This window comes from uncultured Campylobacter sp., from assembly GCF_938041645.1.
Classification (GTDB): domain Bacteria; phylum Campylobacterota; class Campylobacteria; order Campylobacterales; family Campylobacteraceae; genus Campylobacter_B.
The window spans coordinates 128,896-155,647 of record NZ_CALIST010000022.1 but is presented as its reverse complement, the minus strand read 5'-3'; the positions used below and the strand labels follow the sequence as shown (position 1 = coordinate 155,647).

The 26,752-nt window shown below is 49.1% G+C and carries 24 protein-coding genes and 1 tRNA gene; 18 read left to right on the top strand and 7 right to left on the bottom strand.

Translation table 11 applies throughout. The annotated features are described in order from the left end of the window. Window positions 1-59: 59 nt before the first annotated feature. A complete protein-coding gene (locus tag Q0600_RS03950; RefSeq protein ID WP_298757141.1) occupies window positions 60-665 on the bottom strand; it encodes a hypothetical protein in 606 nt (201 codons plus the stop codon). Between the two features lie 486 nt (window positions 666-1,151). Here Q0600_RS03950 and Q0600_RS03945 point away from each other — a divergent pair, with 486 nt between their 5' ends. After that, window positions 1,152-2,375: an ankyrin repeat domain-containing protein gene (locus Q0600_RS03945; RefSeq protein ID WP_298757138.1), complete on the top strand. Its 1,224-nt coding sequence runs from the start codon at window positions 1,152-1,154 to the stop codon at window positions 2,373-2,375. A gap of 316 nt (window positions 2,376-2,691) precedes the next feature. After that, window positions 2,692-2,766 (top strand) — tRNA-Glu (locus Q0600_RS03940). A 178-nt stretch (window positions 2,767-2,944) separates the two neighbouring features. Here Q0600_RS03940 and Q0600_RS03935 read toward each other — a convergent pair. Together Q0600_RS03935 and bioB are read right to left on the bottom strand one after the other, a co-directional pair. Beyond that, window positions 2,945-3,370: a hypothetical protein gene (locus Q0600_RS03935; RefSeq protein ID WP_298757135.1), complete on the bottom strand. Its 426-nt coding sequence runs from the start codon at window positions 3,368-3,370 to the stop codon at window positions 2,945-2,947. A gap of 39 nt (window positions 3,371-3,409) precedes the next feature. Then, window positions 3,410-4,402, bottom strand: a complete 993-nt coding sequence (bioB, locus tag Q0600_RS03930; RefSeq protein ID WP_298757132.1) for a biotin synthase BioB — start codon at window positions 4,400-4,402, stop codon at window positions 3,410-3,412. 333 nt (window positions 4,403-4,735) lie between these two features. Between bioB and mnmG the strand changes: the two genes are divergently transcribed. From mnmG to Q0600_RS03845, 16 genes are all read left to right on the top strand, one after another. Further along, window positions 4,736-6,610: a tRNA uridine-5-carboxymethylaminomethyl(34) synthesis enzyme MnmG gene (gene mnmG / locus Q0600_RS03925; RefSeq protein WP_298757130.1), complete on the top strand. Its 1,875-nt coding sequence runs from the start codon at window positions 4,736-4,738 to the stop codon at window positions 6,608-6,610. A 318-nt stretch (window positions 6,611-6,928) separates the two neighbouring features. Further along, window positions 6,929-8,482, top strand: a complete 1,554-nt coding sequence (locus Q0600_RS03920) for a cyclic peptide export ABC transporter (RefSeq protein ID WP_298757127.1) — start codon at window positions 6,929-6,931, stop codon at window positions 8,480-8,482. A gap of 279 nt (window positions 8,483-8,761) precedes the next feature. Continuing rightward, window positions 8,762-9,082: a c-type cytochrome gene (locus Q0600_RS03915; protein WP_291936277.1), complete on the top strand. Its 321-nt coding sequence runs from the start codon at window positions 8,762-8,764 to the stop codon at window positions 9,080-9,082. A 101-nt stretch (window positions 9,083-9,183) separates the two neighbouring features. Continuing rightward, complete coding sequence (locus tag Q0600_RS10550) at window positions 9,184-9,996, top strand: riboflavin synthase (RefSeq protein WP_366517536.1); 813 nt, start codon at window positions 9,184-9,186, stop codon at window positions 9,994-9,996. 10 nt (window positions 9,997-10,006) lie between these two features. Continuing rightward, window positions 10,007-10,741, top strand: coding sequence for a polyphenol oxidase family protein (locus tag Q0600_RS03900; RefSeq protein ID WP_298757124.1), 735 nt, complete (start codon window positions 10,007-10,009; stop codon window positions 10,739-10,741). Window positions 10,742-10,927: 186 nt separating this feature from the next. Then, entirely contained in the window at window positions 10,928-12,067 is a 1,140-nt protein-coding gene (gene iadA / locus Q0600_RS03895) for a beta-aspartyl-peptidase (protein WP_298757122.1), read from the top strand. Window positions 12,068-12,351: 284 nt separating this feature from the next. Then, a complete protein-coding gene (gene rpsB / locus Q0600_RS03890) occupies window positions 12,352-13,149 on the top strand; it encodes a 30S ribosomal protein S2 (protein WP_297896475.1) in 798 nt (265 codons plus the stop codon). Further along, window positions 13,149-14,213, top strand: a complete 1,065-nt coding sequence (gene tsf, locus Q0600_RS03885) for a translation elongation factor Ts (RefSeq protein ID WP_298757118.1) — start codon at window positions 13,149-13,151, stop codon at window positions 14,211-14,213. Before rpsB ends, tsf begins: the two co-directional genes overlap by 1 nt. A gap of 2 nt (window positions 14,214-14,215) precedes the next feature. Next, a complete protein-coding gene (locus tag Q0600_RS03880; RefSeq protein ID WP_298757116.1) occupies window positions 14,216-14,857 on the top strand; it encodes an ABC transporter ATP-binding protein in 642 nt (213 codons plus the stop codon). Window positions 14,858-14,914: 57 nt separating this feature from the next. Continuing rightward, window positions 14,915-16,987: a hypothetical protein gene (locus tag Q0600_RS03875; RefSeq protein ID WP_298757113.1), complete on the top strand. Its 2,073-nt coding sequence runs from the start codon at window positions 14,915-14,917 to the stop codon at window positions 16,985-16,987. After that, window positions 16,987-17,601 carry a guanylate kinase gene (gmk, locus tag Q0600_RS03870; RefSeq protein WP_298757110.1) on the top strand — a complete coding sequence of 205 codons (615 nt, stop codon included), beginning with the start codon at window positions 16,987-16,989 and terminating at the stop codon, window positions 17,599-17,601. The genes Q0600_RS03875 and gmk overlap by 1 nt, the downstream gene beginning before the upstream one ends. A gap of 10 nt (window positions 17,602-17,611) precedes the next feature. Further along, the gene (locus tag Q0600_RS03865) at window positions 17,612-17,821 is read left to right on the top strand and encodes a twin-arginine translocase TatA/TatE family subunit (protein WP_297944621.1); all 210 of its coding nucleotides are present in this window, start codon (window positions 17,612-17,614) and stop codon (window positions 17,819-17,821) included. 5 nt (window positions 17,822-17,826) lie between these two features. Then, a complete protein-coding gene (argS, locus tag Q0600_RS03860) occupies window positions 17,827-19,623 on the top strand; it encodes an arginine--tRNA ligase (protein WP_298757107.1) in 1,797 nt (598 codons plus the stop codon). 465 nt (window positions 19,624-20,088) lie between these two features. Beyond that, the gene (locus Q0600_RS03855; protein WP_298757104.1) at window positions 20,089-20,871 is read left to right on the top strand and encodes a tetratricopeptide repeat protein; all 783 of its coding nucleotides are present in this window, start codon (window positions 20,089-20,091) and stop codon (window positions 20,869-20,871) included. Between the two features lie 480 nt (window positions 20,872-21,351). Beyond that, window positions 21,352-21,780: a hypothetical protein gene (locus tag Q0600_RS03850; RefSeq protein WP_298757098.1), complete on the top strand. Its 429-nt coding sequence runs from the start codon at window positions 21,352-21,354 to the stop codon at window positions 21,778-21,780. Window positions 21,781-21,921: 141 nt separating this feature from the next. Next, entirely contained in the window at window positions 21,922-22,902 is a 981-nt protein-coding gene (locus tag Q0600_RS03845; RefSeq protein WP_298757097.1) for a DUF3137 domain-containing protein, read from the top strand. Window positions 22,903-22,991: 89 nt separating this feature from the next. Here Q0600_RS03845 and Q0600_RS03840 read toward each other — a convergent pair whose 3' ends face one another. The 4 genes from Q0600_RS03840 to Q0600_RS03825 form a co-directional block, all read right to left on the bottom strand. After that, window positions 22,992-23,324 carry a hypothetical protein gene (locus Q0600_RS03840; protein ID WP_298757096.1) on the bottom strand — a complete coding sequence of 111 codons (333 nt, stop codon included), beginning with the start codon at window positions 23,322-23,324 and terminating at the stop codon, window positions 22,992-22,994. A gap of 184 nt (window positions 23,325-23,508) precedes the next feature. After that, window positions 23,509-24,438: a DUF4299 family protein gene (locus tag Q0600_RS03835; RefSeq protein WP_298757095.1), complete on the bottom strand. Its 930-nt coding sequence runs from the start codon at window positions 24,436-24,438 to the stop codon at window positions 23,509-23,511. Window positions 24,439-24,829: 391 nt separating this feature from the next. Next, window positions 24,830-25,639, bottom strand: coding sequence for an SMI1/KNR4 family protein (locus tag Q0600_RS03830; protein ID WP_298757094.1), 810 nt, complete (start codon window positions 25,637-25,639; stop codon window positions 24,830-24,832). Between the two features lie 328 nt (window positions 25,640-25,967). Continuing rightward, entirely contained in the window at window positions 25,968-26,687 is a 720-nt protein-coding gene (locus Q0600_RS03825; RefSeq protein ID WP_298757093.1) for a DUF1963 domain-containing protein, read from the bottom strand. Window positions 26,688-26,752 lie beyond the last annotated feature (65 nt).

The following is a 26,752-nucleotide window of genomic DNA, read 5'->3' as shown; positions in this document are numbered from 1 at the left end:
CAAGCGCCGTCGCGCGGTCTAAATTTAAACCCCGCGCGAGTATAAGCGCGATCGAAATTTTATCTTTCCGCCCGGCTCCATAGATCCTTTGCTTTGGCGGGGTTTTTCATATTAAACCACGCAAGAAGCAGCACTACGGACGCTAATGGATTTAAGATTAAATTTAATAGCTCCATGCAATTTATGACGCCCATCGTTATAGCGGCGGGAGCCGGTATTTTAAACATCATGCCGTAGATGACGTCTGCGCCGATGCCTGCGATTAGCAGAGCGGCATATATGGCAAAAAGCTTGCATCCGGTAGCGGCGTACAACTTAAAATTTATAATTATCCAAGCGACCGTAACTGCAAATATCAAATACGGCACGTATATTTTCAGCCTACTACAATCACATCTTCTGAGTATATAAATGGCTGAAAAATATAGCAGCGCCGCAAGCGCGATGCTATAGGCGTATTTGAAGATTATAAAGACCTGCGGGCCCGTGATATTTTGGATGTTTTTAAGCGCGTGGTAAAGGAATGTGAAGGCAAAAATCCACACTAAGATTTGAGAATCCAAGTACGCGATCTCGCCTTTTATAGAATACGCCGCGCTGCCGACCAGTAGGCAGAGCGCGCCGAGTGTGCCTTGCAGCTTTGCTCTTTGAAAAGCTTTATTCATTTTATCCCTTTAAATTTTAATGCGCGGTTCGCTGCTTGCACTGCGCAGATGAGCGGCGGGCGCTACTTTGATTATCGCCACGCGGGCTTTAAATTTAGCTCCGTTACGAACGCTTCATGCTTGGCGCACTGCGAGGGCTATGTCCGGCGCGCCGCGACGATTAGCCTAGCACCGCCGCGATGTTTTATGTCCATCGCCGCTATAGAGACTTTAATCTGGTATCGCCGTTATGATGCTTGAATTTGCCGCCGCCACTCGCGTAATACATTTTTGAAATGGGATTTTATGCAAATTGTGTTTAAAATTAATTTAACTTTTTAAATTTAAAAACAGCGGAGCAGCTTAAAATTTACAACTATTCAAGTGCCATTACTATAAGCATTAAAAACGTTTATTTTTGATTTTTAAATTTGAGCTGTTTTTAGTAAATTTTGCTTACAAATTTTGTATAATTTTTAAGATTTTATCTCGAAAAGAGGAGCGAGTATGAGATTTATCGTTATATTGTTTTTGATGGTCGGCAGCTGTTTTGGAGGCAATATAACCGATTTTCAAAGCTTGGAAAAATTTATCAAAGACGGGCAGGCGAAAGGATATTTTCCTAAAAAGATTTTAGTGACGCAAGGATTTGATACCACCGTATTAGAAGACGTGAGTTTAAATTTTAGCAAAACCATATATTGGGATATAAATTCTCGCTGCAACCAAAACTCAGACGAAATCATTATAGCCGAAAGCGATACGAGGCACTCTATAGTTTGCCCCGGAAATAACAACGTCTATATTTTGACGGGCGGCAGAAGCGATGTGGAAGACCCATGGGGAAACGATATCTTCGTAATGGGCGAGAACGATGATAAAATTTCAAAAAGCTGGGGTACAAATATATTTATATTTGGCAAAAGATGGGGGCATGATAAGATAGAAATCGGCGATTCTAGGATAAATCCGGCGTCAAACCCTGAATACAAAAACGAATTTCCTTACGAGTTTAGCCACTTTTTCATCTTTGATAGCGGGGTTAAAAAGGATGATTTAGTTTTTAACTTCAACAAGATAATAAATTTAAAAACAAACGACTCTATAGAACTTACGGATTTAAATGGTATAAATTTGATTTTTAAAGACGAGCCGGGTAAATACTACGGTACAAATTCATTAAAGGAGATTTACGACGAAAGCTATCCCGTCGCACCCAAAATCGAAGAGAATTTTAGTATAGATGAGATACAAACATTGCTTCACAAAACGGCATATTCAGACAACGCCAAAGATGCTAAAAAATACTGCGAAATGGGCGGCGATCCGAATTTTAAAGGTCATGAAAATACCACCCCCATCGAAATGGCGGTAATGTTAGGTAGCGAAAATTCGCTTCGCGCGATGCTAGAGTGCGCAAAAAGACTGACCGATAACGCAATGATGATGAGCGTATTCGGAAGCCAACACGACGATGAGAAGAGTTTTAGGCTCGTAAAGCTTTTGGAAAAATACGGCGGAAATTTTAAAGCAAAGGATAGGGATGGCTGCTCCATGGTAAATTATGCGGCAAGTTCTCATAGTCTAGAAATCGTAAAATATCTAGTAGAAAGAGGCGCCGATCCAAAAGCTAGATGTTCTCATAACCAAAGCGTAACTCCATCGGATTGGGCAAGGAAAAATGAGGATAAAAGAGTATATGAGTATCTAAAAAGCCTAGAAGCCAAATAAAAGCTATGCTAAATTTGACTTCTTTATCGTTTGCTTTGAATCAGCGCGATTAAATTATTAGCGTTTTTGATGATGATAGCAAGGCGCAGCAAGCTTTTATGATATCGATTTGGCTTATGGCTGCAACGACGGAACTTATTTATGTGCCATCTAGAATGGGCGGCATATCGGACTTTCTAGAGCACCAAGATTTGCGGCTATGCCAAAAAGCTTTAAGTTTTCGGTGAAAATTTTATTTTGTGTTATTTTTGCCAAAAATATATAATTTAATCCAAAATTTATATACACTTCGCTATTATCTCACTTTCAATTTCGCGGCCCACTCGTCTAGTGGTTAGGACGCTGGCCTCTCACGCCGGTAACAGGAGTTCAAATCTCCTGTGGGTCACCATTTCATCACTTAAAATCAATTAAAATTTTCTATCATTCAGCTGTCTGCCCTTGAAATTTAAGACCTCATTTGATTTTGAAGCATTTTGGCTGAAATTTCATCATATTTTATCGAGGTTAATTGATCTAGAATGAAAGTCGCGCGAATTAAAATTTAGATCAAATTGTAAAATTCACGGCTAAATCCCGCCGCTGCTTATATTTTCAAGATTACGCAGCCTGTTCCAGTTTTGTTCGTTTTGTAAATTTCTCATGTTATGTCGCTGCTGCATCTGCTCCAGTTGCTGCTGTGTTTGCTGTTGCATTAAGCTTTGCTGCGTGGCGATATACCTCTCCTGCGCTCTTTGCTGCGCTTGCGCGCTATCCGCTCTAAATGAATTAAGCGTATCTTGCGAAGCTGCTTGCTCTTGCGCCTTTCGCGCGACTTCGGCGTCAATTTTTTGCTGCTTCGCGCAGCGATTTGACTGCCCCTTGCTTAGCGGGCTTGCGACATCGCATCTGCTCGCGTCCGCCAAGAATGGAGCTTCCTCGTCGCCCTGCGGGAGCAGCGAGCAACCTCCAAGCAAGACAACCAAAATAAGGGAAGGGAAAAATTTTAACTTCATAGCCGCCTCTTAAATTTTATCTTTAATTCCCGACCGCCGCTAATCCGCGCCCTTTGCGAGGTCGAACCCGCACTGCGCCACAAGCGCCTTATCGCTTGCGATGCTATCGCCGGTGGTGGTTAGGAAATTGCCCGTAAGCGCCGAGTTGATACCGCATCCAAGTGCCGTGCGCACGTGCTCGCCTAAATTCCGCCTGCCGCCTGCGAAACGCAGATACGCGCGCGGCAAGATGAAGCGGTAGATCGCGATCGATTTTAAAATTTCATCGTGCGCCAGCGGCACGGCGTTTTGCAGCGGAGTGCCTTTAATCGGGGTCAGGATATTGATCGGCACGGAGCTAACGCCCAGCTCTCGCAGTTGCAGAGCCATATCGATGCGATCCTCCATGCCCTCGCCCAGCCCGAAAATCCCGCCGCTACATACGTCAAGCCCCACGGCGCGACAATTCTCGATAGTTTGGATACGCTCGTCGTAGCTGTGCGTCGTGCAGATCTGCGGATAAAATTTGCGTGAAGTCTCGAGATTGTGATGATAGGTCTGCACGCCGCTTGCTTTAAGCAGCGCCAGCGCGGGCTTTGAAGCGATCCCCAGCGAGGCACACAGATGCAGCCGCGTTTCGCTTCGCAGCCGCTTATAGATCGTGCAGTATGCCTTAAGATCGGAGCTTTTTTGAGAAATTCCGCGTCCGCTGGCGACGAGCGAGAAGCGGTGCGTCTGCTCGGCTTCGTTTGCAAGCGCGGCGCTTAGTACCTGCCGCTCGCTCAAAATTCCGTAAGTCTCGCAGCCCGTGTTAAAATGCGCCGATTGCGCGCAGTATTTGCAGTCCTCGCTACAGCGCCCCGATTTTACGTTTATGATCGTGCAAAGATTAAATTTATCGCCGCAAAACTCGCGCCTGATCTCATCCGCCGCCGCAAAAAGCGCGTCTAAATCCTCGCATCGCGCCAGCTCTAGCGCCTGCTCCTTCGCAATCTCGCAGCCGCCTATCACGCGATCTTTCAGCTCGGAAATATAAAATTTGTCTATCAACACTTAACCTTTTTGAAAAAATGCGTAATTATACAATGCGAAATTTAAAGCAAGGCTCGCGCATGAAATTTTGGCGCGGGAATTTGCGCTAAAAATTTTATACGGAATTTTACATCCTCCGCGCGCCGATTTTTGCACCGCGATTTTTACGGACGGCTCGTCCGCATTCTGCTTATGCGACGGAGCAAATTAAACTCGCTTCAAAGTTGCGGCGCGGTAAAATTTTACGCGTATGAAAAATACATAGCGAGCCGCTACCCATGGTATCTGCGCGCGATTTATCGTTTTGAAATTTTATTTTGGCTAAAATTGCGGCTTTAAATTTAAAGGTAAAAAATGAAATACGACGTTATCGTTGTGGGCGGCGGGCACGCGGGCATAGAGGCAAGCTTAGCCGCCGCAAAAATGGGCGCAAAGACGCTGTTGATTACGATCTTGGCCGAGCAGATCGGCGCTGCGAGCTGTAACCCTGCAATCGGCGGCCTTGCTAAGGGGCATCTGGTAAAGGAGATTGACGCGCTGGGCGGTCAGATGGGGCTTGCGGCGGATGCGTGCGGGCTACAATTTAGAATTTTAAACGAGAGCAAAGGTCCAGCCGTGCGCGGCTCGCGCGCTCAGATCGATATGGATGAATACCGCATCTATATGCGAAATTTGCTGCTAAACACGCAGGGGCTGGACGTAAGCCAGGAGATCGCGAGCGAAATTTTAACCTGCGAGCGAGGCGACGGCCCGCGCGTTTGCGGGATTAAGACCCATCTTGGCAACGTTTATGAGACCGAGCATCTGATAATCACCGCCGGCACCTTTTTAAACGGGCTAATTCACGTAGGCGAAAACAAGCTGCAAGCGGGGCGCGTGGGCGAGCTGGCGAGCGTCGAGCTAGCCGAATCGCTGCGAAGTCTGGGGCTGCAAATGGGGCGGCTAAAGACGGGCACCTGCCCGAGGATCAATGCTAAGACGATCGATTTTAGCGTGCTTGAGCGCCAAGACGGCGACGCGGATCCGCGCCCTTTTAGCTTTCGCAGCAAAGATTTTGCGCCGAAGCAACTTGCTTGCTTTATCGCTTATACGAACGAGCGCACGCACGAGATCATCCGCGAAAATTTTGCCCGCGCGCCGATGTTTACGGGGCAAATTTCAAGCACCGGCCCGCGCTACTGCCCGAGCATCGAGACTAAAATTTATGAATTTCCAAATCGAGACCGCCACCACGTCTTCGTCGAGCCGCAGACGCGCGAGGCTACGGAGTATTACGTAAACGGCCTCTCTACGAGCCTTCCTTACGACGTGCAGATTGCATTTTTGCGCACGATCAGAGGCTTTGAAAATGCAAAAATCGTCCGCCCGGGCTATGCGATCGAGTACGATTTCATCGATCCTACCGAGCTTAAACACAGCCTCGAGACCAAAAAGATCCGCGGGCTGTTTTTAGCAGGCCAGATCAACGGCACCACCGGCTACGAGGAGGCCGCGGCGCAGGGGCTGATGGCGGGCATCAACGCCGTGCTTGATTTGCACGGGCGGCAGCCTCTGATTTTGCGTAGGGATGAGGCGTATATCGGCGTTTTGATCGACGATCTCGTTACCAAGGGCACGAACGAGCCTTACCGTATGTTTACTTCGCGTGCGGAATTTCGCCTGCTGCTACGCGAGGGCAACGCCGTGCTGCGCCTAAGCGAATACGGCCGCGAGATCGGGCTTTTAGACGAGGCGAGCTACGAGCGGGCGCGCAAGTTTAAGCTTGATGTGCAGAGCGGAATGGAATTTTTGCTAAAAACGCAGATTACTCCTTCGAAACAGACGCTTAGCCTGCTGCAAAGTATCGGCGCAGAGCCCATTTCGCAAAGCTGTAGCTTGCAAAAAATCGCTTCTCAAAGCGGCTTTTCAAAGGCGGGACTGCTCGCTCTGGCACCGCATTTTGAGGGCTTTAGCGATGAGGTTTTGGATGAAATTTTAACGCAGTGCAAGTATCATTTCTACATCGCGATGCAGCGCGCCGAAGTCGAGAGGATGAAGGGGCTGCTTGGCGTTGCGATCCCGCCGCAGATCGATTTTAGCAAGATCGGAGGCCTTAGCAACGAGATCGTGCAGAAGCTAAGCCGCTTTGCGCCGCCGACGCTTTTTGCCGCGAGCGAGATCAGTGGCGTAACGCCCGCCGCGATCGATATTTTGCATATCTACATCAAGCAAAATTTTGGATTAAAATAAGCTGTGGCTTGGCGCGAGAAGGTAAAATTTAATGCGCTTGCGGTAAATTTTGCTTTTGCGCGTCGCTTTGCGCGGAATTACGTTATATAAACGACAGCGCGTATGCTCTGCAAAAGGTACGTGATCAAAATGAAATTTAACGCAGATTCTCGATAAAATTTCGCGTATGTTTACGGCGCAATCCCTCGCAGATTAGCGGCGGAATTTTACGCAACCAGGGCAAAATTTTATTCGCGAAATGAGAACGGATTTAAAATTTAACCGTTTTTTCAAGCGAATTTTGCCACAATTGCGCTCAAATTTCGTTGGGGCAAAATGATGAAAAAATATACCAAACAAATCCTCGCGATGCTCGCGCTAAACGCGATCTACAGCGGCTCGGGGATCTTGATTTTAAGCTTTATCAATAAATATCTACTTGACGGCGCCGAAAGAGGCGGGCGCATCATCGCGCTATTTTTCGCACTCTTGGCGCTATTTCTGCTGCTTTCGGTGCTAAGCCGTATCATGCTTTGCAAGATGGAAAACGACTTTGTATTCGATCTGCGCACCAAGATCATCAAGCAGATCATCGATACGAAGTTCGAGCGCATCGAGGCTGCGTCGAAGGCGAACCTGCTTGCGTCCCTTTCCAGCGATATTTCGCGCCTGACCGAGGGCTTTATGCGCATATCCGAGCTTATCCAAGGCGCGATGATCGTGCTATTTTGCGGCATCTACGTGCTATACATCGCGCCTATGATGTTTGCGTTTTTATTCGTTTGGATCGGCGCGCTGATGGTATTCAACCGCTTTTTGATGAAAAAAGTCATGCAAAATTACGATCTGTACCGCCAAAACGAGGACGTTTTGTATAAAAACTACGCCGCGGCGATCGAGGGGCACAAGGAGCTGTCGCTAAGCCTAGCCAAAGCAAAGAGCCTATACGAAAACGACTTTTTGCCCAATGCGCAAAATTTACGCCAAAGCTCGCTGCGAGCTGAGGTTTACGGCGCGTTCGCGAGTAATTTTATGAACGTGATGATGCTCGGCGCGGTGGGCTTTGTGCTTTATTTTGGACTAAGCGGCGGCAAAGCGGAGCTCGCAAACGCCGTAACGATCGCGCTTACGGTGCTTTTTTTGCGCGCGCCTTTGATGATGCTCATATTCTCGCTTCCTAGCGTACTACGCGCCAAGATCGCCTACGCAAAGATAAATGAGCTAAACTTAGATCCGTTCGTGCAGGGCTTCGAGCTTGCGCAAATGCAGCCGTGGCGCAGCTTGGAGCTTAAAGACGTAGGCTTTTCGTATCCAGACGGGAAATTCGGCATCAAAGGGGTAAGCTTACAGCTAAATGCGGGCGAGACGGTGTTTTTAATCGGCGAAAACGGCAGCGGAAAATCGACGCTTTTTATGATTTTAGCGGGCCTTTATACGCCGCAAGCAGGCGAAATTTTGGTGGGCGGCGCGGCTCTTAAACCCTCTGATCTGCGCGCCTACAGCAACAACATAAGCGCGGTTTTCAGCGATTTTTATCTCTTCGACTACGCTACTGGCGATGCGGAGATCGCGCGCGAGTGGCTAGCGCTTACGCACCTGCAGGATAAGGTTGAGCTAAAGGGGGCAAAATTTAGCACCACGAGCCTATCTAGCGGGCAGCGCAAGCGCTTGGCGCTCGTAAGCGTGCTGATGGACGGGCGCAAATTTTTGATGCTCGATGAGTTTGCGGCCGATCTCGATCCGCAGTTTCGCGCGGAGTTTTACGAGCGTATTTTGCCCGAGCTGAAATCGCGCGGATACACGATCTTTGCGATCTCACACGATGATAAATACTTCAGCGCCGCAGATAAAATTTATAAGATGCAAAAAGGTGAAATTTCGCGCATAAAGTAAAGCAGTTAAATTTTAAAATTCTACGCAGAATTTCGCGATGGAATTTAGCGTCTAGATGAAATTTCGCCTTAGAATTTCGCTGCGAAATTCTATGATTGAAATTTCAGCGGGAAGGTAAAATTTGCTTAAAATTTTACAGCGCAAATTCCGCTTCAAGCCCCTATGCTAAAGTTCGCAGTAAATAGAATTTCGCCTCTTTGGCGCAAATTGCAAAAATTTAACCGAAATTTACTAAATTTTGATTATACTGCACCCACAATTTAAAAAGAAAGGATAGGAATGAAAAAAGTTCTTATTGCATGTGCTGCGGTTGCGGCGTTTAGTTCGAGTGTATTCGCCGCTGACGGCGCTACTTTATATAAAAAATGCGTGGCCTGTCATGGAGCCAACGCCGAGAAGCCTTATCTTGGCGGCAAAGTACCTGCGCTAAACACCTTAAGCAAGGAAGATATCATCGCTAGTCTAAAAGGCTACAAAGACGGCAGCTTGGGCGAGGGCAAGGGAAAATTTGGAATGATGGGCGTTATGAAGGGTCAAGCAGCTTCGCTTAACGACGAATCGATCGAAGCGCTAGCCGATTTCATCGTTTCTAAAAAATAATTTCAAACTTCATTCGGCGGGCTTCGCGCTCGCCGAGCTTCGATTAACCTTAAATTTCAAAATTCTACGCTAATATCACGTAAAAATTCCAAAGGCTCATAATGTTTAACGGACTGATCAGAGAGATCGCGCAGGTCGCGAGCTTTAGCGGTGATTTGCTGCGACTGCGCGCGAGATACCGCCCCGCGCTCGGCGATAGCGTCGCGGTAAACGGCGCATGCCTGAGCGTGACGCGGCTTTTTGCGGATGGATTTGCGGTACAGCTTTCGAGCGAAACGGCGCGCGTCATCGTCGCACAAAACCTGCGCGGCTCTGTGCATATCGAGCCAGCGATGCGGATTGGAGATCGCATAGACGGGCATTTGATCCAAGGGCACGTCGATGCCGTGGGCGAAATTTATAAAATTTCAAAGCTTGCAAGCGGCGTCGATTTTTTTATCCGCGCGCCGCTGCATATAGCGCCGCTGCTAGCGCCGAAGGGCTCGGTAGCGATCGACGGCGTGAGCCTAACGATCAACGAAGTGCTTGCGGGCGGCGGAAATTTTATTCGCAAAGAGCTGCGCGACGCAAATTTTAACGGCGCAAGCTTGCGCGGGCAAAATTTTAGCGGCTCAAATTCCGTTCGCGATCCAAACCTCTTGGACGTAAATTTAAAAAGCGAAGCGCAAAGCTGTGCCATTCGCCTTACGATCATCCCGCTCACGCTCAAAGATACGCTTTTTGGAACCTACAAAATCGGGCGCCGCGTAAATATCGAGACCGATCTGCTCGCGCGATACGTCGCGGCGCAGCTGCGCTTTGCCGGCGGACGGCCCGCCAGCCGCGGCACTGTTGTGGCGCGCGATACGAGCGCCGAGGGCGAAAAAGACAGGCTTTCGTGGGACGCGGTAGATAAAATTTTGAGCCTGTATTAAGCGGCGCGTGATGGCTAAAATCGAAATTTGCAGAGAAAATCTTGAGTTTGTATTAGACGGACGCGGCGTGCTGGCGGGCTTTAGCACGCGGCTTGGCGGCGTAAGCGGCGGAGCCTACGCAAGTCTAAATTTAGGGGATCACGTAGGCGACGATCCGCAAAACGTCGCGCAAAACCGCGAAATTTTAGCCGCTGCGCTCGGCATCGCGCCGCAAAATTTAAAATTTATGCGTCAGATCCACTCAAACAAAGTTGAAATTTTACGCGCAGCTAGCGATGAAATCCTGCCCTGCGACGGGCTCGTGACCGATCTGCGCGGCGTGGCGCTGTGCGTGCTGGTAGCGGACTGCTCGCCTGTGCTGATCGCGGACGAGCGGCGCGGCGTGGTTGCCGCAGTGCATGCGGGGCGCGCGGGCGTGATAGGGCGGATCTGCACTAATGCGATAAATTTGATGTGCGAGCGCTTCGGCTGCGTCGCTACGGAGCTGAAGGTATTCGTGGGTGCGAATATCAAGGTGCGAAACTACGAACTTGGCGGGCTTGATCTGGGCAAGTTTGAGCGCTACAAAACGCAGGGGCATTTCGATATGAACGCCGCACTGCGCGACGAGCTCGCAGCTGCGGGGGTACGAAACGTTAAATTTGATCCACGCTGCACCTTCGAGAACGAGCGGCATTTTTCATACCGCAGAGACGGCGTCACGGGGCGCTTCTGCGGCTTTGTGATGAATAAGCTATGTGGATGAAAAGCAAAGCAGGGTATGTAATTTCTCCGCAATGCTGTTGAAATTTTCCGAAACTCTATAAAATTCGACGTAGAGGCGCTGTAAAACGAAGCGGCGAAAAATAGGCGAGATTGCGGCGTGACATTGTAGTCAAAATAAGCTAAAAACATAAAATTTAAATCAAAAACTCAAAGCAAAGGAGAAAATATGCTGTTACTTAAAAATGCCGATCTATACGCGCCCGAGCACGTCGGCAAGAGCGACGTTTTGCTCGGCGGAGGTAAAATTTTAGCCGTTTCTAAGGAGCTTGATTTTCGAGTCGAGGGTCTTGAGGTTTATGATCTCGAGGGTAAAATTTTAGCGCCCGGACTCATCGATCAGCACGTGCACATCACGGGCGGCGGCGGCGAGGCGGGTTATCATTCGCGAACGCCCGAAATAACGCTATCTGGGATCATCCGCTACGGCACCACGACGGTCGTAGGCACGCTGGGTACCGACGGGTGCACGAGGAGCTTAGAGAATCTCTACTCAAAGGCTAAGGCGCTCGAATACGAGGGCATCTCGACCTTCATCCACACGGGCTCTTACGCGCTGCCTAGCGTCACATTTACGGGCTCTGTCACGCGCGATCTGGTACTCATCGACAAGGTCATCGGCTGTAAGATCGCGATGAGCGACAACCGCGGCAGCTATCCGACCGCGCAGGAGCTCATCAAGACCCTGACGCAGATCCGCATCGGCGGCATGATCTCGAAAAAAGGCGGCGTACTGCATATGCATATGGGCGGGCTTGCGGATAAATTTGACCTGATTTTTAGCGTGATCAAGGATTATTCGTTCCCGGTTAATTACTTCTCGCCGACGCACTGCGCGCGAACGAAGGAGCTCTTTGACGAGGCGATCAAATTTCAAAAAATGGGCGGCTATATCGACATCACGAGCGGCGGAAGTAAATTTGCCCCGCTTCACGAAGTTATCGCGTACGGGCTTGCTAACGGGCTAAATTTAGAGCGCTTAACGATGAGCTCGGACGGCAACGGCAGCGTGCCTAGATTTGACGAAAACGGCGCGTTAGTGGGCTACGGCTGCGCTTCGTGCGAGACGAATTTAGAAGTCTTGCAAGCCTGCGTGAAAAATAAAATCCTAACCATCTCGCAAGCACTAAGCATGATGGGCAAAAACGTCGCAAAATACCTAAATCTAAGCGGCAAAGGCGAGATAAAAACGGGCTTTGACGCTGATTTTGCGGTATTTGACGAAGCTCTAAACCTAGATAGCGTGATCGCGAAAGGGGAGTTTTGCGTGAAAGAGGGCAAGCTCGTGAAAAAGGGATTTTTTGAGTGAAATTTAGAGCGAATTTGCCGTTTTCTTAAATTTGGCGGGTTTTAAATTTGACGAATAATCTCGCTTGTACCTCTTGCAGCCGTCTCATCTTTACGGCGCAAAATTTAACCGCGCCTACGCTTGGATTATATTAAATTTAGCTTTAATTTAGCTATTTTTAAATATAATCTCAGCTTCAATTCACACACACCAATCCTAAAATTTGGTTGCGTTTGTCAAAAACAAATGTTAACGGGTGTGGAGGAGAAACCTAAATTTCGGGGCAACCCACAAGGAGAAAACTCATGGTAACAATGAGAGATTTGCTAGAGTGCGGCGTTCATTTCGGACACCAAACGCGCAGATGGAATCCGAAGATGAAAAAATTCATTTTCGGCGAGAGAAAAGGTATCTACATCATAGATCTACAAAAAACTATTCGCTACTTCCGCTACACTTATAATATAGTTCGCGACGCGGCTGCCGAGGGTAAAACCATACTTTTCGTAGGTACCAAAAAACAAGCCGGCGCGACGCTAAAAGAGTACGCCGAAAAATGCGGCATGCCTTATGTGAGCCACAGATGGCTAGGCGGCATGCTGACGAATTTTTCCACTATCAAGCAATCGATCCGCAAGCTCGAAGTAATCGAGACTATGGAAGAGGACGGCTCGATAAATTTACTAACTAAAAAAGAGGCGCTAATGCTTCGCCGCAAAAAAGAGAAGCTTGAGCTTTATCTAGGCGGCATTCGCAATATGAAGGGCCTTCCCGATATGATCTTCGTCATCGACGTTGTAAAAGAAAAGATCGCCGTAGCGGAAGCTAACCGCCTAAAAATGCCGGTTATCGCGCCTTTGGATACGAACTGTGATCCGGACGTAGTCGATTTCCCAATACCCGGCAACGACGATGCGATCCGCTCAGTTCAGCTTTTCTGCCAAGAGATGGCTGAGGCGATAAACGAAGGCAAGGCGCTTCGCGATCAAGATGCGAGCGAGGACGGCGAGCAGAGCGAGGCCGTCAGCGACGAAGAGAAAGAGGAAGTCGTAGCCGAGGCGATGAGCGAAGAGGATTTTGACGTAAGCGAGGACGAAGAGTAATGGAAATCAGCGCGCAAATGGTAAAAGAGCTCCGCGAAAGCACCGGAGCGGGGATGATGGACTGCAAGAAGGCTTTAGTTGAAACAGACGGCGATATGGATAAGGCCGTCGATCTGCTTCGCGAAAAGGGCTTAGGAAAGGCTGCTAAAAAAGCCGACCGCCTAGCTAGCGAGGGCCTAGTGAGCGTCGAAGTGGGCGCGGATCACAAGATCGCAACTATAAGCGAGATAAATTCCGAAACCGACTTCGTAGCTAAAAATCAAAATTTTATAAATTTAGTTAAAAATACCACTCTACATATCCAAAGTAAGGGCATTAGCAGCATTGATGAGCTAAATTCCAGTGTCATCGACGGCGTTAAATTCGATGAGCATCTAAAGAGCCAGATTGCTACGATCGGTGAAAATTTGGTCGTTAGAAGATTTGAGACGATTAAGGCGGGCGCAAACGGAGTAGTAAACGGCTACCTGCACTCAAACGGCCGCGTAGGTGTAATCATCGCAGCAGCTTGTGACAGCGAGCGAACTGCGGAGGGTGCGAAGGAGCTTATAAAAAATCTCTGCATGCATGCAGCCGCGATGAAACCTCAGGTTATCAGCTATAAAGAGCTTGATCCCGATTTTATCGAGAAGGAATTTTTGGCTCTTAAAGGCGAGTTTGAGAAGGAAAATGAGGAGTTTGTGCGCTTGGGCAAACCGCTTCATAAGATCCCGCAGTTCGGCTCGCGCGCGCATCTAACAGACGAAATTTTAGCCAAAGAGATCAAAGTTTTAAAAGACGAGCTTCGCAAGCAAAATAAGCCTGAAAAAATTTGGGATAAAATTTTACCGGGCCAGATCGATCGCTTCATCGCTGATAATACCCAGATTGATCAGCGCCTCACGCTGCTAGGGCAATTTTACGTGATGGACGATAAGAAAACTGTTGAGCAGGTGATTGACGAAGAAGCTAAAAAACTAGGCGGCAAGATCGAGATTGTAAAATACGTCCGCTTCGAAGTGGGCGAGGGTCTAGAGAAAAAGAGCGAAGACTTCGCAGCCGAAGTAGCGGCTCAAATCGGCTAAATATGGAACTTCTAAAGGGCGTAAATCTTACTCACGCGTATGATTATACGCTCTTTGAAAATGTAAGCTTAAGCGTTCAAGAGGGGGAAAGCATCGCCATTTTGGGCGTTAGCGGCTGCGGCAAATCGACCCTGCTTCATATTTTATGCACGCTCTTAAAACCGAACTCGGGCGAGGTAATCTATAACGGGCGCAGTATTTACGAACTAAACTCCGATGAGAGACTTAAAGTCCGCCGCAACGACTTTGGCATAATATTTCAATCCCACTACCTTTTTAAGGGTTTCTCCTCTGGCGAAAATATTGAACTCGCTGCTAAACTTACGAATAATGCGATAGATGATGGAATTTTAAAAAAGCTTCAGATCGAACATACTTTAAAGCAAGGCGTGGGCGAGCTTAGCGGCGGGCAGCAGCAGCGCGTGAGTATCGCTCGTATACTTTGCAAAAAGCCGCGCATAATCTTCGCCGACGAGCCTACTGGAAATTTAGATAAGGATACCGCAAACGAGGTCATGGGCGTGATCTTTGATTACGTAAAATCCAGCCGTGGCGCACTCGTGCTTGTGACTCACGATGAGAATTTAGCGCAAAAATGCTGCAAAGTTTATCGCCTAAATAACCGAAATTTAGCGCAAATATAAGCAATTAATAACCAAAAATATCTTACAATAGCCCAAATTCTTTCTAAAAGGTCATAAATGAAAATTCTACTTGACAATCACAATGAGCAGGTTGCAAGTGTCGTAAATATTTGCTGCGAGCGCATCGGTGCGGACCTGGTAGCATATAGTGCAGACGAGAGTGAATATGATTTGACGATAAAAAATTATGAAGATGGCGATGATATTTCAAAATTTGATCTTAATAAGACGCTGTTTCTGACGCCTAAGAATGTCTCGGTGCCAGGAGCGCGATATACCCTTACTAAGCCTTTTTCGCCGCTTGAGCTCATTACATTTATCAGCGAGTTTTCGGTTCAAAATATGAGCGTGCAGGCGAAAGAAAAAATGGCGAAAGAATTTGCCGATGCAAGCTCTGTAATGAAAGAGATCGATGCGATTGACCAGGCGAATTCCGCTTTGGGCAGTAATTTTGAAGAGCTTGTGGATAGCTTTTATGACTCTGGCAAAGATATACCGCTTTCGCAGCTGGCAAACGATATAGCGCCCGAGATTGCAGATGATGTGCCGCTTTCGCAGTTGGTAGGTGATATGCCGCGCACGGACGAGATCGCAGATGATATTCCGCTCTCACAGCTTGCAGATGAAGCGGCTCTTGCGGACACCATCGCCGATGATACGCCGCTTAACGCCGTCGCAGAAAAGATTGCGGATAATATCGCAGACGATATGCCTCTAAGCTTGGCTGCTAGCGATATCCCTGAGGATGTGCCGCTAAATAGTATCGGCACAAGCGAGCCTGCTGAAAATAATCATACGCTCCAGGGCGAAATTCCACTCGCAAAGGATGACGCTCCGATAGCTCTAGCGGCGCTAGATGATGAAAATCCTAAGAATTTCAAAACAGATAAATCGCAGACAGAAGATGAAATTCCTGCCACACGGGCAAGCGAAACTCTACCGCTTGCGCAGCAAGACGAGCTGCAAAGAGCTGGCAGCTCTAATGAAGCTGCTGTTGAAAAAGGGGTAGACGCTGCGCCTAATCTAGAGGAAGCGAAAGACTCTGCGGACGTTACGCTTGAACAGCATGAGTCAGACGGCTCATTTGCCTATAAAACAGATGAAAAAAATTCTGCCTCGCAAGTAGTGCAAGATGCAGCCGGCGCGCCTGTTAACAGCGGATTTGATATGGATTTTTCCAGGCTTTTCGATAGTGCCGGCATGCCCGTGGAGGAGTTTGGCGGATATGATAATTTTGCCGCGGCTGCGTTTGCTTCTGATGAAAAAGAGGATAAAAGATCTGCGCATGATAAAAATAAAGCGGCTACGGATTTTCAAAAAACGCAAATTTCGTCTCAATACGAGGTCGCTTCAGATACGCCGATTGCGTTAGCGGGTGCGGGCGATATACCTCGTAAAAATCTTTATAACGCCGTTCCGTTTCAAAGCATGGAATTTACTGGCGGGCTTGCACAGAATACGCCTATGTCTGCTCATAATGAAGCATGGAATTCAATTGGCGCAAATTTCGCAGCTTCTGCAAATTCTAGCAATACCGGGATTATAAATTCTACTCCTACACCGAATTTTTCGGAGCTAAACTTACCACACATATTAGACGCCTCAGATTTACCGAAGCAAAGAGAACAAGCTGATAGCGTTGCTGGCGGGTTTGCGGACGGATTTTTGCGCGCTATGGAGGGCGATTTCGCAAACTCGTTTGCCGCAAGCTCTGCTGATAGCGAGCAATTTAAATCCGACAAGCTCGCAAAGAGTGCCGCGCAGCAGATAAAATTTAATGCTTCAAAGCCTTCGGAGCGCACCGAATTTAAAGCGCATAAATTTGGTGCGTCCGAGCAGGTAAATGAGATGAAATTTGGCGCACAAGCTATGCCGAATGAGCTTGCCGCTTCGGCTGCGGCGGAGTTTGCCAGCCTTATGGCAAGCGAGTTAGAGCCCAGCGCCAAAAGCGAGCCGCTGCGTAACGAGCACGGTAAAAAACCGAGCGCCGAGGAGCTGAAAACCAAACTGCGCGATGATCTGGAAGCGGGCATCGCAAACACGATCGAGAAATTTGCGGGCAGTAAGGACGCTAAGGACGCGCTGAAGGACTTTAAGATCAATATCGACATATCGTTTGGAGATCGGTAGTGCGGGGCAAAATTTTGCTCGTCTCCGGTCCCAGCGGCAGCGGCAAAAGCACGCTTATAAAGCGTCTTATCGCAGAATTTGGCGAGCAGATATACTTCTCGATCTCCTCTACGACGCGCGAAATGCGTGCGGGCGAAGCGGACGGCGTGAATTACCATTTCATAAGCGAGAGCGAGTTTCGCGCAGGCATCGAGCGCGGAGAGTTTTTAGAGTGGGCGTTGGTCCACGGCAAATACTACGGTACTTCGCTAAAAGCTGCTACGAGCGAGCTTGAGCGGGGTAAGATCGTGATTTTTGACATCGATGTGCAAGGATATGAGATCGTGCGCAGTAAAGTGCCTAAAAGCGAGCTTACTAGCGTATTTATTACTACGCCGAGCTTGTCAGAGCTTAGAGATAGGTTGCGCGCTCGCGGCGATAATGATCCTGCCGATATTGCTTTGCGCCTACAAAACGCGCAAGAGGAGATGGAGTGCCTAGGTGAGTATGATTATTTCATAATAAACGACCGCCTAGAAGCGGCGTATGAAAATTTAAGATCAATCTATAAAACTATCAAACTAGAAACGGCAAGCCGCGACATAGGCAAGCTAATCGAAATTTGGAAAATTTAAAGGAGAAAAAATGGGCGTAAGCGTTCAACAACTGTTAATTATCTTAGCGATTATCGTGTTACTTTTCGGAGCTAAAAAAATCCCCGAGCTCGCAAAGGGCGTAGGTAAGGGCATTAAGACCTTCAAAAAAGAGATGGAGGACGATACGCCTGAAAAGGTCGAGAAAAAGGCAGAGGAAGAGATCAAAGACGCCGAAATCAGCGATACTAAAAAGGCGTAAAGGATTTGAAAAATTTAGTCTTAAATGAAATTTTTAAAATTTTATCTCGCAAAGTCGTTTTAGAAAAACCCAAAGATAAAAGTTTGGCTCATTACGCCTCGCCCGAGGCTTTTGCGCTGGCTAAGGAGCTGCGAAAGGCGCCTAAACTCATCGCCGAGGAGCTTGCGGCTAAATTTAAAGATAGCGAAATTCTAAGCGCTACGGCGGTGAACGGCTATCTAAATTTTCACCTAAAGCCCGCCGTGTTGGGTGCTCTTGCTGAAAATGCTCTTAGATTGGGCGGTGATTTTGCGAAAAACGACGCCGAGCTTGGACGTGGAATTTTACCAGCTTCGGAAAAGCTTTGCGCGAGTGAGCCTGTTTGCAAAGACTCCGCTGCAAATCTGGCTATAAGCGGTAACGACGCCGCTAAATCGCAGAATTCCGCCGCTAGTCAAAATTTTATTTCGCAGAATTCTGCAGAGGCGTCAAATTCCGTCGTAGCATCAAATTGCGATGAGGCGCGGAATTCCGCCGCTATGCCGCAAAAAATTTTGCTTGAATACATCAGCGCCAATCCGACCGGTCCGCTTCATATCGGGCACGTGCGCGGCGCCGTTTACGGCGATACGTTCGCGCGTATCGGAGGCTATCTGGGGCACCGCGTCGATACCGAGTACTACATCAACGACGCGGGCAATCAGATCGAGCTTTTGGGCACTTCGATCGCGCTTCGTGCGCGCGAGCTCGCGGGCGAGGACGTGAGCTACCCCGAGAAATACTACCGCGGCGAGTATATCGACGAGATCATCCCTCTTGCGCGCGCCGAGCTTGGCGATGAAATTTTCCGCGACGAATCGCGCGTTTTGATCCTTGCGGAGTTTGCTAAAGATGAAGTGCTAAAGATCATCCAAAAAGATCTCGCAGACGCGGGCATTCACATCCAAAACTGGGCTAGCGAAAAGAGCCTCTACGGCGAGCTTGAGCCTACGATTAGGAAGCTTGAGCGCAGCGGCAAGATGTATGAGCAGGAGGGCAAAATTTGGATCCGTTCATCCGAGCTTGGCGACGAAAAAGATCGCGTCGTCATCCGCGAGGATGCGCGCCCGACCTATCTTGCGGGCGACATCGTCTACCACAACAACAAATTTGAGCGCGGTTACGATAGATGCATCAACATCTGGGGAGCCGATCATCACGGCTACATCGCGCGCTTAAAGGCCGCCATGCATTTTCTGGGCTATGACGAAAGCAGGCTCGAGATCATCCTAATGCAGATGGTAAATTTGCTCAAAGACGGGCAGGCCTACAAGATGAGCAAGCGCGCGGGCAACGCGATTTTGATGAGCGACGTGCTCGCCGCGATCGGCAGGGACGCGATGCGATTTATCTTCATCAGTAAAAAGGGCGAGACGCCGCTTGAGTTTGACGTGGACGAGCTCGCGCGCGAGGATAGCAGCAATCCGATTTTTTACATCAACTACGCCCATGCGCGGGTCAATCAAATTTTTACCAAAGCGGGCAAGCGCGAGGCGGACGTCTTGGGCGCGGACTTCGGCACGCTAGATGAAGCGGGGCTCGGCCTAGCTTTTGCGGCGCTTGGTTTGAATGAAATTTTAAACGACGCATTTAATTCGCGCGGCTTGCAGAAGCTGCCCGATTTCCTAAAGGCGCTCGCGGCGGACTTTCACAAATACTACAACGAAAACCGCGTCGTAGGCAGCGAGAATGAGGATGCGAAGCTCAAGCTGTTTGCGCTCGTGGCGCTTAGTATCCGCACGGCGTTTGCTCTGATGGGTCTAAACGCGAAAGAAAAAATGTAGCCGCACAGGCTACATTTCGCGCCGATCGCCCTAAATCTCACGAACGAAATTCTATGATTTAAATACAAAGCGAAATTTTACGGCGGAATCTGGGATGAAATTTTATCGCGAAATTTGACTTAAAATTCTATCGCTATAAAATTTTAAAGCTAGTTCTAAATTTGCGGCTCGTAAAATTTTGATTTTAGAATTTTGCGAGCGATTTCGCGGTATTGCTACTGCACTGGGCCTTGTTCGTAAAATTTAAATTCGGTCGTAAATTTACCGCTTGCGGAATTTTGAAATTCTAAAATTTTACGGCGCGGAAGCTTTAAGTAAAATTTTAAAACAAGGCTTGAGGTACTAAAATTTTGCGCAGATCAAATTTCATGTGAGGGAATTTCATCCGCAAAATTTACTCGGACGGGATTTGTCTGCAAGACCGCTCCTTAAGCCCCGCGGCGCATCGCCGCAAAAAGGATAGATATGAGAAAGATCATCGACATAACGGCACTTTCTATCGCCGTTTGCGTCTTGGTTATGGTGCTTTTTTTGCCGTCGCCAGTTTTATCATTTAAATGCTACCGCGGCGACGGCGTAAGCTGCGCGCAGCTGGGGCGCGACAAGCTCTCCCGCGGAGATTACGATGGCGCCAAGCTCGCTTTTGCTAAAGCTTGCGAGGCAGGCGAGAAAGATAGCTGCTTTGATTTGGGAGCCATATACGACGGCGAGGGCAATGCGACGCAGGCAGGCGTATTTTATGACGCAGCGTGCGATAAAAACGTCGCCGTAGCCTGCCACAAGCTAGGCAACCTGTATCAGCGAGGGCACCTGAGTAGGGACTTCGTTGCCGCCGCGCAGCGTTACGTTAAGGCCTGCGATTTGGGCTATGCCAAGAGCTGTCATAATGCGGCCGTGGTCTATTTCACGGGCGGTTTTGGGCTCGCGGCGGATCCTGCAAAGGCGGTGGGCTTTTTCGAGCGAGGTTGCGACGGCGGGCTAGTGGATAGCTGCTATAATGCCGGCGTTGCGTATGATAAGGGCCTCGGCGCGCCGCAGGATCGCGACAAGGCGGAGAAGCTTTACACCAAATCCTGTGAGCTGGGCTACGGCGACGCCTGCAATAATTTAGGCTATTTATATGTGAGCAAGGGGGATCTGCGCGGATTTTCCAAGGGGCTTGGATGGGTCAAAAAGGGCTGCGACGCGGGCAATAAAAAATCCTGCCAGCTCTACGAATTCATGAAAGAGCAAATTTTAAAGAAGTAGGCGCTTGGTTGCCCCGCTCATGTTTCGGTTTATACTGCCTGCCGTGCGCGCCGTCTGTTTTGTATTGCTCGCCGTCCGCCGTATGTCGTATGGCGTCTATTGTGCTATACGCCTTGCATCGCATATTTATACTGCTAGTCGCGCGGTATCAGTTTTTTCGATGGGCTTTGTCTGCGATATTGCCGCGGCGGATTTGTGAGCTTTTACGGCGCGGAATTTCGCCGCGATTTTGTGACGTGCGCAATTCGACGAGGCGCAGATAGTTCATGCATGCGATTAGTTAAATTTAGCGGCGAAGTTTTACTTGAAATTCTATCGCTATTAAATTTTTTAAGGCTTAGCTCTAAATTCAGGGCTAGCAGAATCTCAACTTTAAAATTTTATGGGCGGCGCTGCAAGCAAGACAAAATTTAGATTTTAAAATTTTACGGCGCGGAATTTAGCGCGGAAGCAAAGCGCAAAGCTGTTTGAGGAGGTAAATTGGAATATGAGATCACGGGCGAGGTTCGAAATCTCCGCGTCCACGCTGCAAGAGGAAATAGCAAAATTTGGGTATTTTTCGAGATAGACGGCGTGAAGCTGCGCGGCGAGTTTAACGATATCCCCGTGGAGGAGGGCGAGCTTGCGCGCGCGTATTTCATCCGCGGAGGATACGCGGGTAGCTACGTGATCACTCGAGTTCAGGTGGTACGCAAACCAAGCCCTTTGCGCCGCAAGCTGGGGATCGCGACCGCCGTGTGCACGCTGGGTTTCGGCGCGGCGCTGTGGATCGTAGGCTTTGGGATTTTAAATGTCGGCGGAAGGGGCTCGCTAATTAATTTTGTCTGTATTGCCGCGGCAGGATTTGGGGTGCTAAAAGAGGGCGCGGGCAATCTGAGAGCATGGCTGAATCAGCGCACGTCCGAGTAGATCGCCGCCGCGACGTAAATTTCATAAATTTAATCCGCCGAATAAAATTTACTCGCGCCGCCGTATCTTTGCGGCGTAAATTTTGCTAAAATTCGCTCCGAGCGCGAAATCCGCTGCGTAAATTTAGAAAAAGGTAAAATTTTGAATCTAAACGAAGCGATAGTTGCCACCGCAAAAAAGCAAAAAGAGTGCCGGCTAGCATTTGTAAAGTATCTGTTTTTGGGAATTTTATTTATAATAGCACTGCCTGTAGGCGGCGGGTTTGCCGTAGGGCATCTTTTTGAAAATCGCCTTGCACCGCTATTTTTCATCATTATCTATATTCCGTTTTTTCTCGCCGCGCTAATGGCTAACAGAGGCCGAGTGACCAGCGAGCTCGGGGATTACAAAGCGTTTTATAAAGACGTTTTCGTCCGCGCCGCCATCCGCGAGGTTGGTCCAAATTTTAACTACGATCCATTTGCCGGCATCAGCCGTAAAGAATTTCGCAAAATCGGCATCTATTCGCCCGATGAGTTTCGCGCCGAAGATCAAATCAGCGGCATTTACAAAGGCGTCAAATTTAACCTCAGCGAAGCGATCCGCATTCCAAACGGCGCGACGCTGGAGCTAAGCGATTCGGCGGCGCTAAATTTACTATCCGCGATAGTTTTTGCATGGGAGGCGATGAAGGATATGCAGGCGTTTAGCGGCTCGGTCTTGGTCTGCGAGTTTTACAAGAAATTTAGCGGGCAAACTATAGTCGCGAGCCGCACGCTAAACACCAGATTTTTAGGCGAAAAAGAGCAGATGGACGACCTGTTTTTTAGTAAAGAATTTCGGGTCTTTGCGGACGATAAGGTTGAGGCGAGGTATCTTTTGACGCCCGCGTTTATGCAGCGTCTGCGAGAGCTAAAGGAAAAATTCGCGGGGAAAATGGGGGTGAGTGTGGCGTTTATGGACGATAAGCTTTATCTATTTTTAAACGGAGCGAAAAACAAATTTGAGACGATGCTCTTTTCGCCGCCGCCTAGCTTAGGGGACGCCGCGGGGATCAAAAAGGAAATTTCAGAGCTTTTATCTATCATAGACGAGCTAAATTTAAACCCGGATTTAAGCGAAGCGGCGATTTTGGCTGATTAACGCGCGCCGCTATTTGGCGGATAAAATCCGCTTGCACTGTGAGAGAGTGCATTACTTGTCGCCTATCGAAATACATTGCGGCTCGAGTGCTATTTCTCCGCCAGCCAAAATGTGCTACGCTTTGGTCGTATCCTTCCACTGCCTATCGAGATGCGCTGATCGGATCGCTCATTTTCGCTACCGACCGGGGCGCGCTTAAGTAGCTCCTGTTCGCGAGCGAATAATCTACAAAATTTCTCCCAGTCGTGCAGATAGACGAGCCTATGCTCTTTGCCGCTTTCGTCAATGTATATGCCCTGCGTCGAGCCAAGACTCATCTTTTGCCAGTAGTCGAAAAACGGCAGCGCCTCGATGTCCTCTTGCAGCACACCTCGCATCATGCCGTTATCGTAAATTTTTAGATCGTAGTAGGTCCTTTTCATTTTAACCTTTCTAAATTTTACCGCGACGGAATTTTATCGTGATGGAATTCTTAAATTTGCATCGCGATAAAATTCTGTCTTTTAGAATTTCGCGCGTCGCGAGATTTACCGCGAATTCCGTGTCTTTAAATTTTGCGGCGTCAATCCTCGATAAAATTCTGTAGAATTTCACCGCAAGTAAAATTTAGCCCGCCAGTGCCTTTAGCTGATTGACGTTTAGCCCGTCAACTAAAATATAGCTCGCATCGATGAAGCGGTAGTTTTGCTTCGGCAGGCGCGCGATAAACTCGCCATATTCCAGCTCGGCGATGGCGCGGTAGTTACTGGCGTCTTTTTCGTCGCCCTCTATGCCTATGAGCGCGATCTGCCAGCGCGCGACGTCGCTATTTTTCAGCATCTCCGCGTTTTGCCACTCCACAAACGGCTTGTAAGACAGGATGGTGGGTAGGTCTTGCGTGAGCGCGTATGAGCCCATTATCGCGCCGTCATCTCCATTTCGGTAAAACCTCTGGTGCGCGCTGTAAGCGTCTAGGTACTGCACCTCGGTTAGCCGCTTGCTAAACTCGGCGGCGGGGTTGTATGAGGCTAAAATTTCATCCATCATCGCGCGGTTTATCGCAAAAGGCCTCTGCACCCCATAGCAAAAATTTATCTCCGTATCGCCGCTTAAATGCTGATCTATCGAATGTAGCCCCGCCGCTATATCGCGCTCGTAGTCGAATTGCTCTATCCTGTCGTGAGCGTAAATTTCGCCGTTTTCATCCGTGATCTCGCTTCCTAGCTGCTTAGATAGCGCCTGCAGATATGAGATCGCCAAAACCCAATCAAATACCGTCGCGGGCGTATTTACGCGCACGGCGTAGCTTTGCTGCTCCTCGTCATATCTTAGCTCCATTCCGCGCCCGCTCTTGCCCCACACGCCCAAAATCAAACATTCATACTCACTCAAAGGCGATTTAAAAAACGCCCTCTCGTCAAAGTCCTCGGCGCTCTCGTCTATGCCAAATACCGATAGATCGGGCAGGAAATCCAATGCTTTGCTAACGCTCATGGCGTCCGAATACCCCATAAATAGCGGTCGCTTTTTATTTTTGACGCGAAATTCTACGCTCACCCTTTTCTCCTTTGTTAAATTGGCAAAATTATAGCGAAATTTTACCTACCGCAGCGGGCTAAATTTGCGCTCGCCGTTCGCGATAGCTTGCGCATTTTGCGCCTCCCTGCGCATATATTTGTGTCCGCTCGCGCCGTATTTTAGCTTGCCTGTAGGTTTTTTTACATGCCCGCGGTACAGCCTGAATATTTGTGAGTTAAAATTTTACCGCGATGAGGGCTTTTGTAGCTTTTTCAAAATTTAGCGCGTAGCTTGGTGTTTATCGCCCGCATTTAAAGCGCAGACTGCGCGGCGGGTGCTTGAGCGCTAAATTTACGAGCGCAAGTCCACATTATCGATCACGCGAATGCGCGCCGCAGCCCGCACAAAACTCACTAATAATCGCGAAAGCTTACGTGCCGATCGCGTCTTTTAGGCTCTGTGCGCACAAGCCCGCATCATTTAGCTTGCGCAAAATTTCACCCATCAGCTCCTCTTTGAAAACGTCCAGTATCATCGCGCCCGCGTCCAGCTCAGCATAGCGCAGAGCGGGCTCGCTGAAGTTTTTAAGCTCTTTAAACCGCCGCTCGCCCCGCCTAGCAAATCCGAGCCGAACCTCGTTTGGGCTAAGGCTCAGCATGCCGCCCTCGCGAGCGAAATTATACACGCTAAAGCCGTAAAGCTGCGGATCGGCGGCTCTTGCGCGCACGCCCAAAATTTCCTCCAGCCGCGCCTTTGTGCCATTTAGATCGAGCCTCGTTTGCAGCGCGATTTTGCCGCCCGTGTCGAGCCGCAAAAGCGCCAAAAACGAAGCGAAATCCTGCGCGATGATGCTTTGCTCGTCGCATTCGACGTCGATGTAGGCGACCGCAGGCTGTTCGCTCGCGCGGTAGTCCAGGCACAGATACCAGTGTCCGTCGCCGCTAAACGGCACCAGCCCGTCAAGCTCGAAGCTCACGCACTCACGCTCCTCACCCCAGCAAAAGTGCGTAAGCGACGGATGCGCCTCGCCGATGCCGCTGATGGCGTCCAGCGGGTAGCCCTCTAGCTCGTAGCGCAGGTAGTCGCCGTTTTGGATGCTTAGCATCATGACTAGCTCGCGCGGCAGGGCGTGCCCTAGCTCCTCTTCTGCAGCTCGCAGCGCCTCGGGCGTGAGCGGATCTTGCAGATAGGGCAGGTAGATCGGCCTACGCCAGATGTTTGCAAGCTCGTTTGCATTCATTTTCGCTCCTTTAAATTTGCGGGTTAAAATTTCAAGCGCACCTTAAATTTCAAGCTCGAAGCCGAAATCTCGGGCTATAAAATTTTAAAATTTTACGGTGCCAAATTTTTCACGGCCCGCTCGCTGTATTCGGCTCACCTGCATCTATTCGGCTCGCCTCTCGGCGGCTTAAATTTAACCTAGATCGGAGCGCGCCGCCGTTAAAATTTAATCCGCACCGAGCGAGCTCAAGGCCGAGTGCAGATAAAATTTCATCGTAAATTTACTCGCTCCCGGCGTCCGTTTAAAGCGGCGGAATTTTGCGGGCGAGCTAAAGCCTTTCGCGCGCCTAATCGAAATCATAATACAGGCTCCACGCGCCGCTTTGCGGGTTTTTAGCAAACATCAAGCTGCCGCCGTCTATGACGTTAAAGCCCGCCTTTTCGTCTGAAGAGACCTGAAAAACGAACTGATAGCCATCGCCGAAGCTCACTCCCGACTGGCAAAAGGAGGGGTAGCCGCCGAATTTCGTGCAGTTATAAAACTCCAAGGCGATGTCGTCGTAATACTCGAGCCCCTCCGTCTCCTCAAGACGCAAAATTTCATCTATGGCGTCCGCATCCAGCCCGCCGCCGTCCCAAACGGGCGTATCGTCCGCGGCAAATTTTGGCTGCAAAGGAAAAGGCCTTATCTGCGAGCGCGGATTTGTAAGCTCCTTTATGACGAGTTCCTCCTCGTTTTTATACTCGCGGACCTTCCACAGACCGTCCATCTGCTCAGGGGATTTGCCGATGAGATCCTGCGAGATGAAGACCGCAAGCAGCTTGACGCCGCCCAAGACCTGCGGCACGTAGGGCAGCGCGGGCAGGTAAAACTGCGCCAGAGGAAGCATTGGCGCGCCGTTTTGATCCACAGGCAGCTCCTCTTCCGCCGCGCAGGCGAGCACGCGACCGATCCAGCACTCATCGATCGCGCCTCGCGGCCTCACGCCGCCCGTCTGGAAATAGGTGATTTCGCGCGCGATCTTGCGTTGCAGCTCCTTAATCTTTTCTTGCAGATCTGTTTGCATTCGCGTCCTTTTTGGTTGGAATTTTAGCGCTTTTGTGAAATTATAGCGAAATTTTACCCGCCGCC

Bases quoted from the DNA above. Each gene is read 5' to 3' on its own strand.
- Q0600_RS03830 (WP_298757094.1), bottom strand. From the start codon at position 25,639: ATGAATGCAAACGAGCTTGCAAACATCTGGCGTAGGCCGATCTACCTG.
- Q0600_RS03855 (WP_298757104.1), top strand. From the start codon at position 20,089: ATGAGAAAGATCATCGACATAACGGCACTTTCTATCGCCGTTTGCGTC.
- Q0600_RS03920 (WP_298757127.1), top strand. From the start codon at position 6,929: ATGAAAAAATATACCAAACAAATCCTCGCGATGCTCGCGCTAAACGCG.
- Q0600_RS03880 (WP_298757116.1), top strand. From the start codon at position 14,216: ATGGAACTTCTAAAGGGCGTAAATCTTACTCACGCGTATGATTATACG.
- tsf (WP_298757118.1), top strand. From the start codon at position 13,149: ATGGAAATCAGCGCGCAAATGGTAAAAGAGCTCCGCGAAAGCACCGGA.
- iadA (WP_298757122.1), top strand. From the start codon at position 10,928: ATGCTGTTACTTAAAAATGCCGATCTATACGCGCCCGAGCACGTCGGC.
- Q0600_RS03840 (WP_298757096.1), bottom strand. From the start codon at position 23,324: ATGAAAAGGACCTACTACGATCTAAAAATTTACGATAACGGCATGATG.
- Q0600_RS03950 (WP_298757141.1), bottom strand. From the start codon at position 665: ATGAATAAAGCTTTTCAAAGAGCAAAGCTGCAAGGCACACTCGGCGCG.
- Q0600_RS10550 (WP_366517536.1), top strand. From the start codon at position 9,184: ATGTTTAACGGACTGATCAGAGAGATCGCGCAGGTCGCGAGCTTTAGC.
- Q0600_RS03875 (WP_298757113.1), top strand. From the start codon at position 14,915: ATGAAAATTCTACTTGACAATCACAATGAGCAGGTTGCAAGTGTCGTA.
- Q0600_RS03865 (WP_297944621.1), top strand. From the start codon at position 17,612: ATGGGCGTAAGCGTTCAACAACTGTTAATTATCTTAGCGATTATCGTG.
- rpsB (WP_297896475.1), top strand. From the start codon at position 12,352: ATGGTAACAATGAGAGATTTGCTAGAGTGCGGCGTTCATTTCGGACAC.
- Q0600_RS03900 (WP_298757124.1), top strand. From the start codon at position 10,007: ATGGCTAAAATCGAAATTTGCAGAGAAAATCTTGAGTTTGTATTAGAC.
- Q0600_RS03825 (WP_298757093.1), bottom strand. From the start codon at position 26,687: ATGCAAACAGATCTGCAAGAAAAGATTAAGGAGCTGCAACGCAAGATC.
- Q0600_RS03935 (WP_298757135.1), bottom strand. From the start codon at position 3,370: ATGAAGTTAAAATTTTTCCCTTCCCTTATTTTGGTTGTCTTGCTTGGA.
- mnmG (WP_298757130.1), top strand. From the start codon at position 4,736: ATGAAATACGACGTTATCGTTGTGGGCGGCGGGCACGCGGGCATAGAG.
- Q0600_RS03915 (WP_291936277.1), top strand. From the start codon at position 8,762: ATGAAAAAAGTTCTTATTGCATGTGCTGCGGTTGCGGCGTTTAGTTCG.
- Q0600_RS03945 (WP_298757138.1), top strand. From the start codon at position 1,152: ATGAGATTTATCGTTATATTGTTTTTGATGGTCGGCAGCTGTTTTGGA.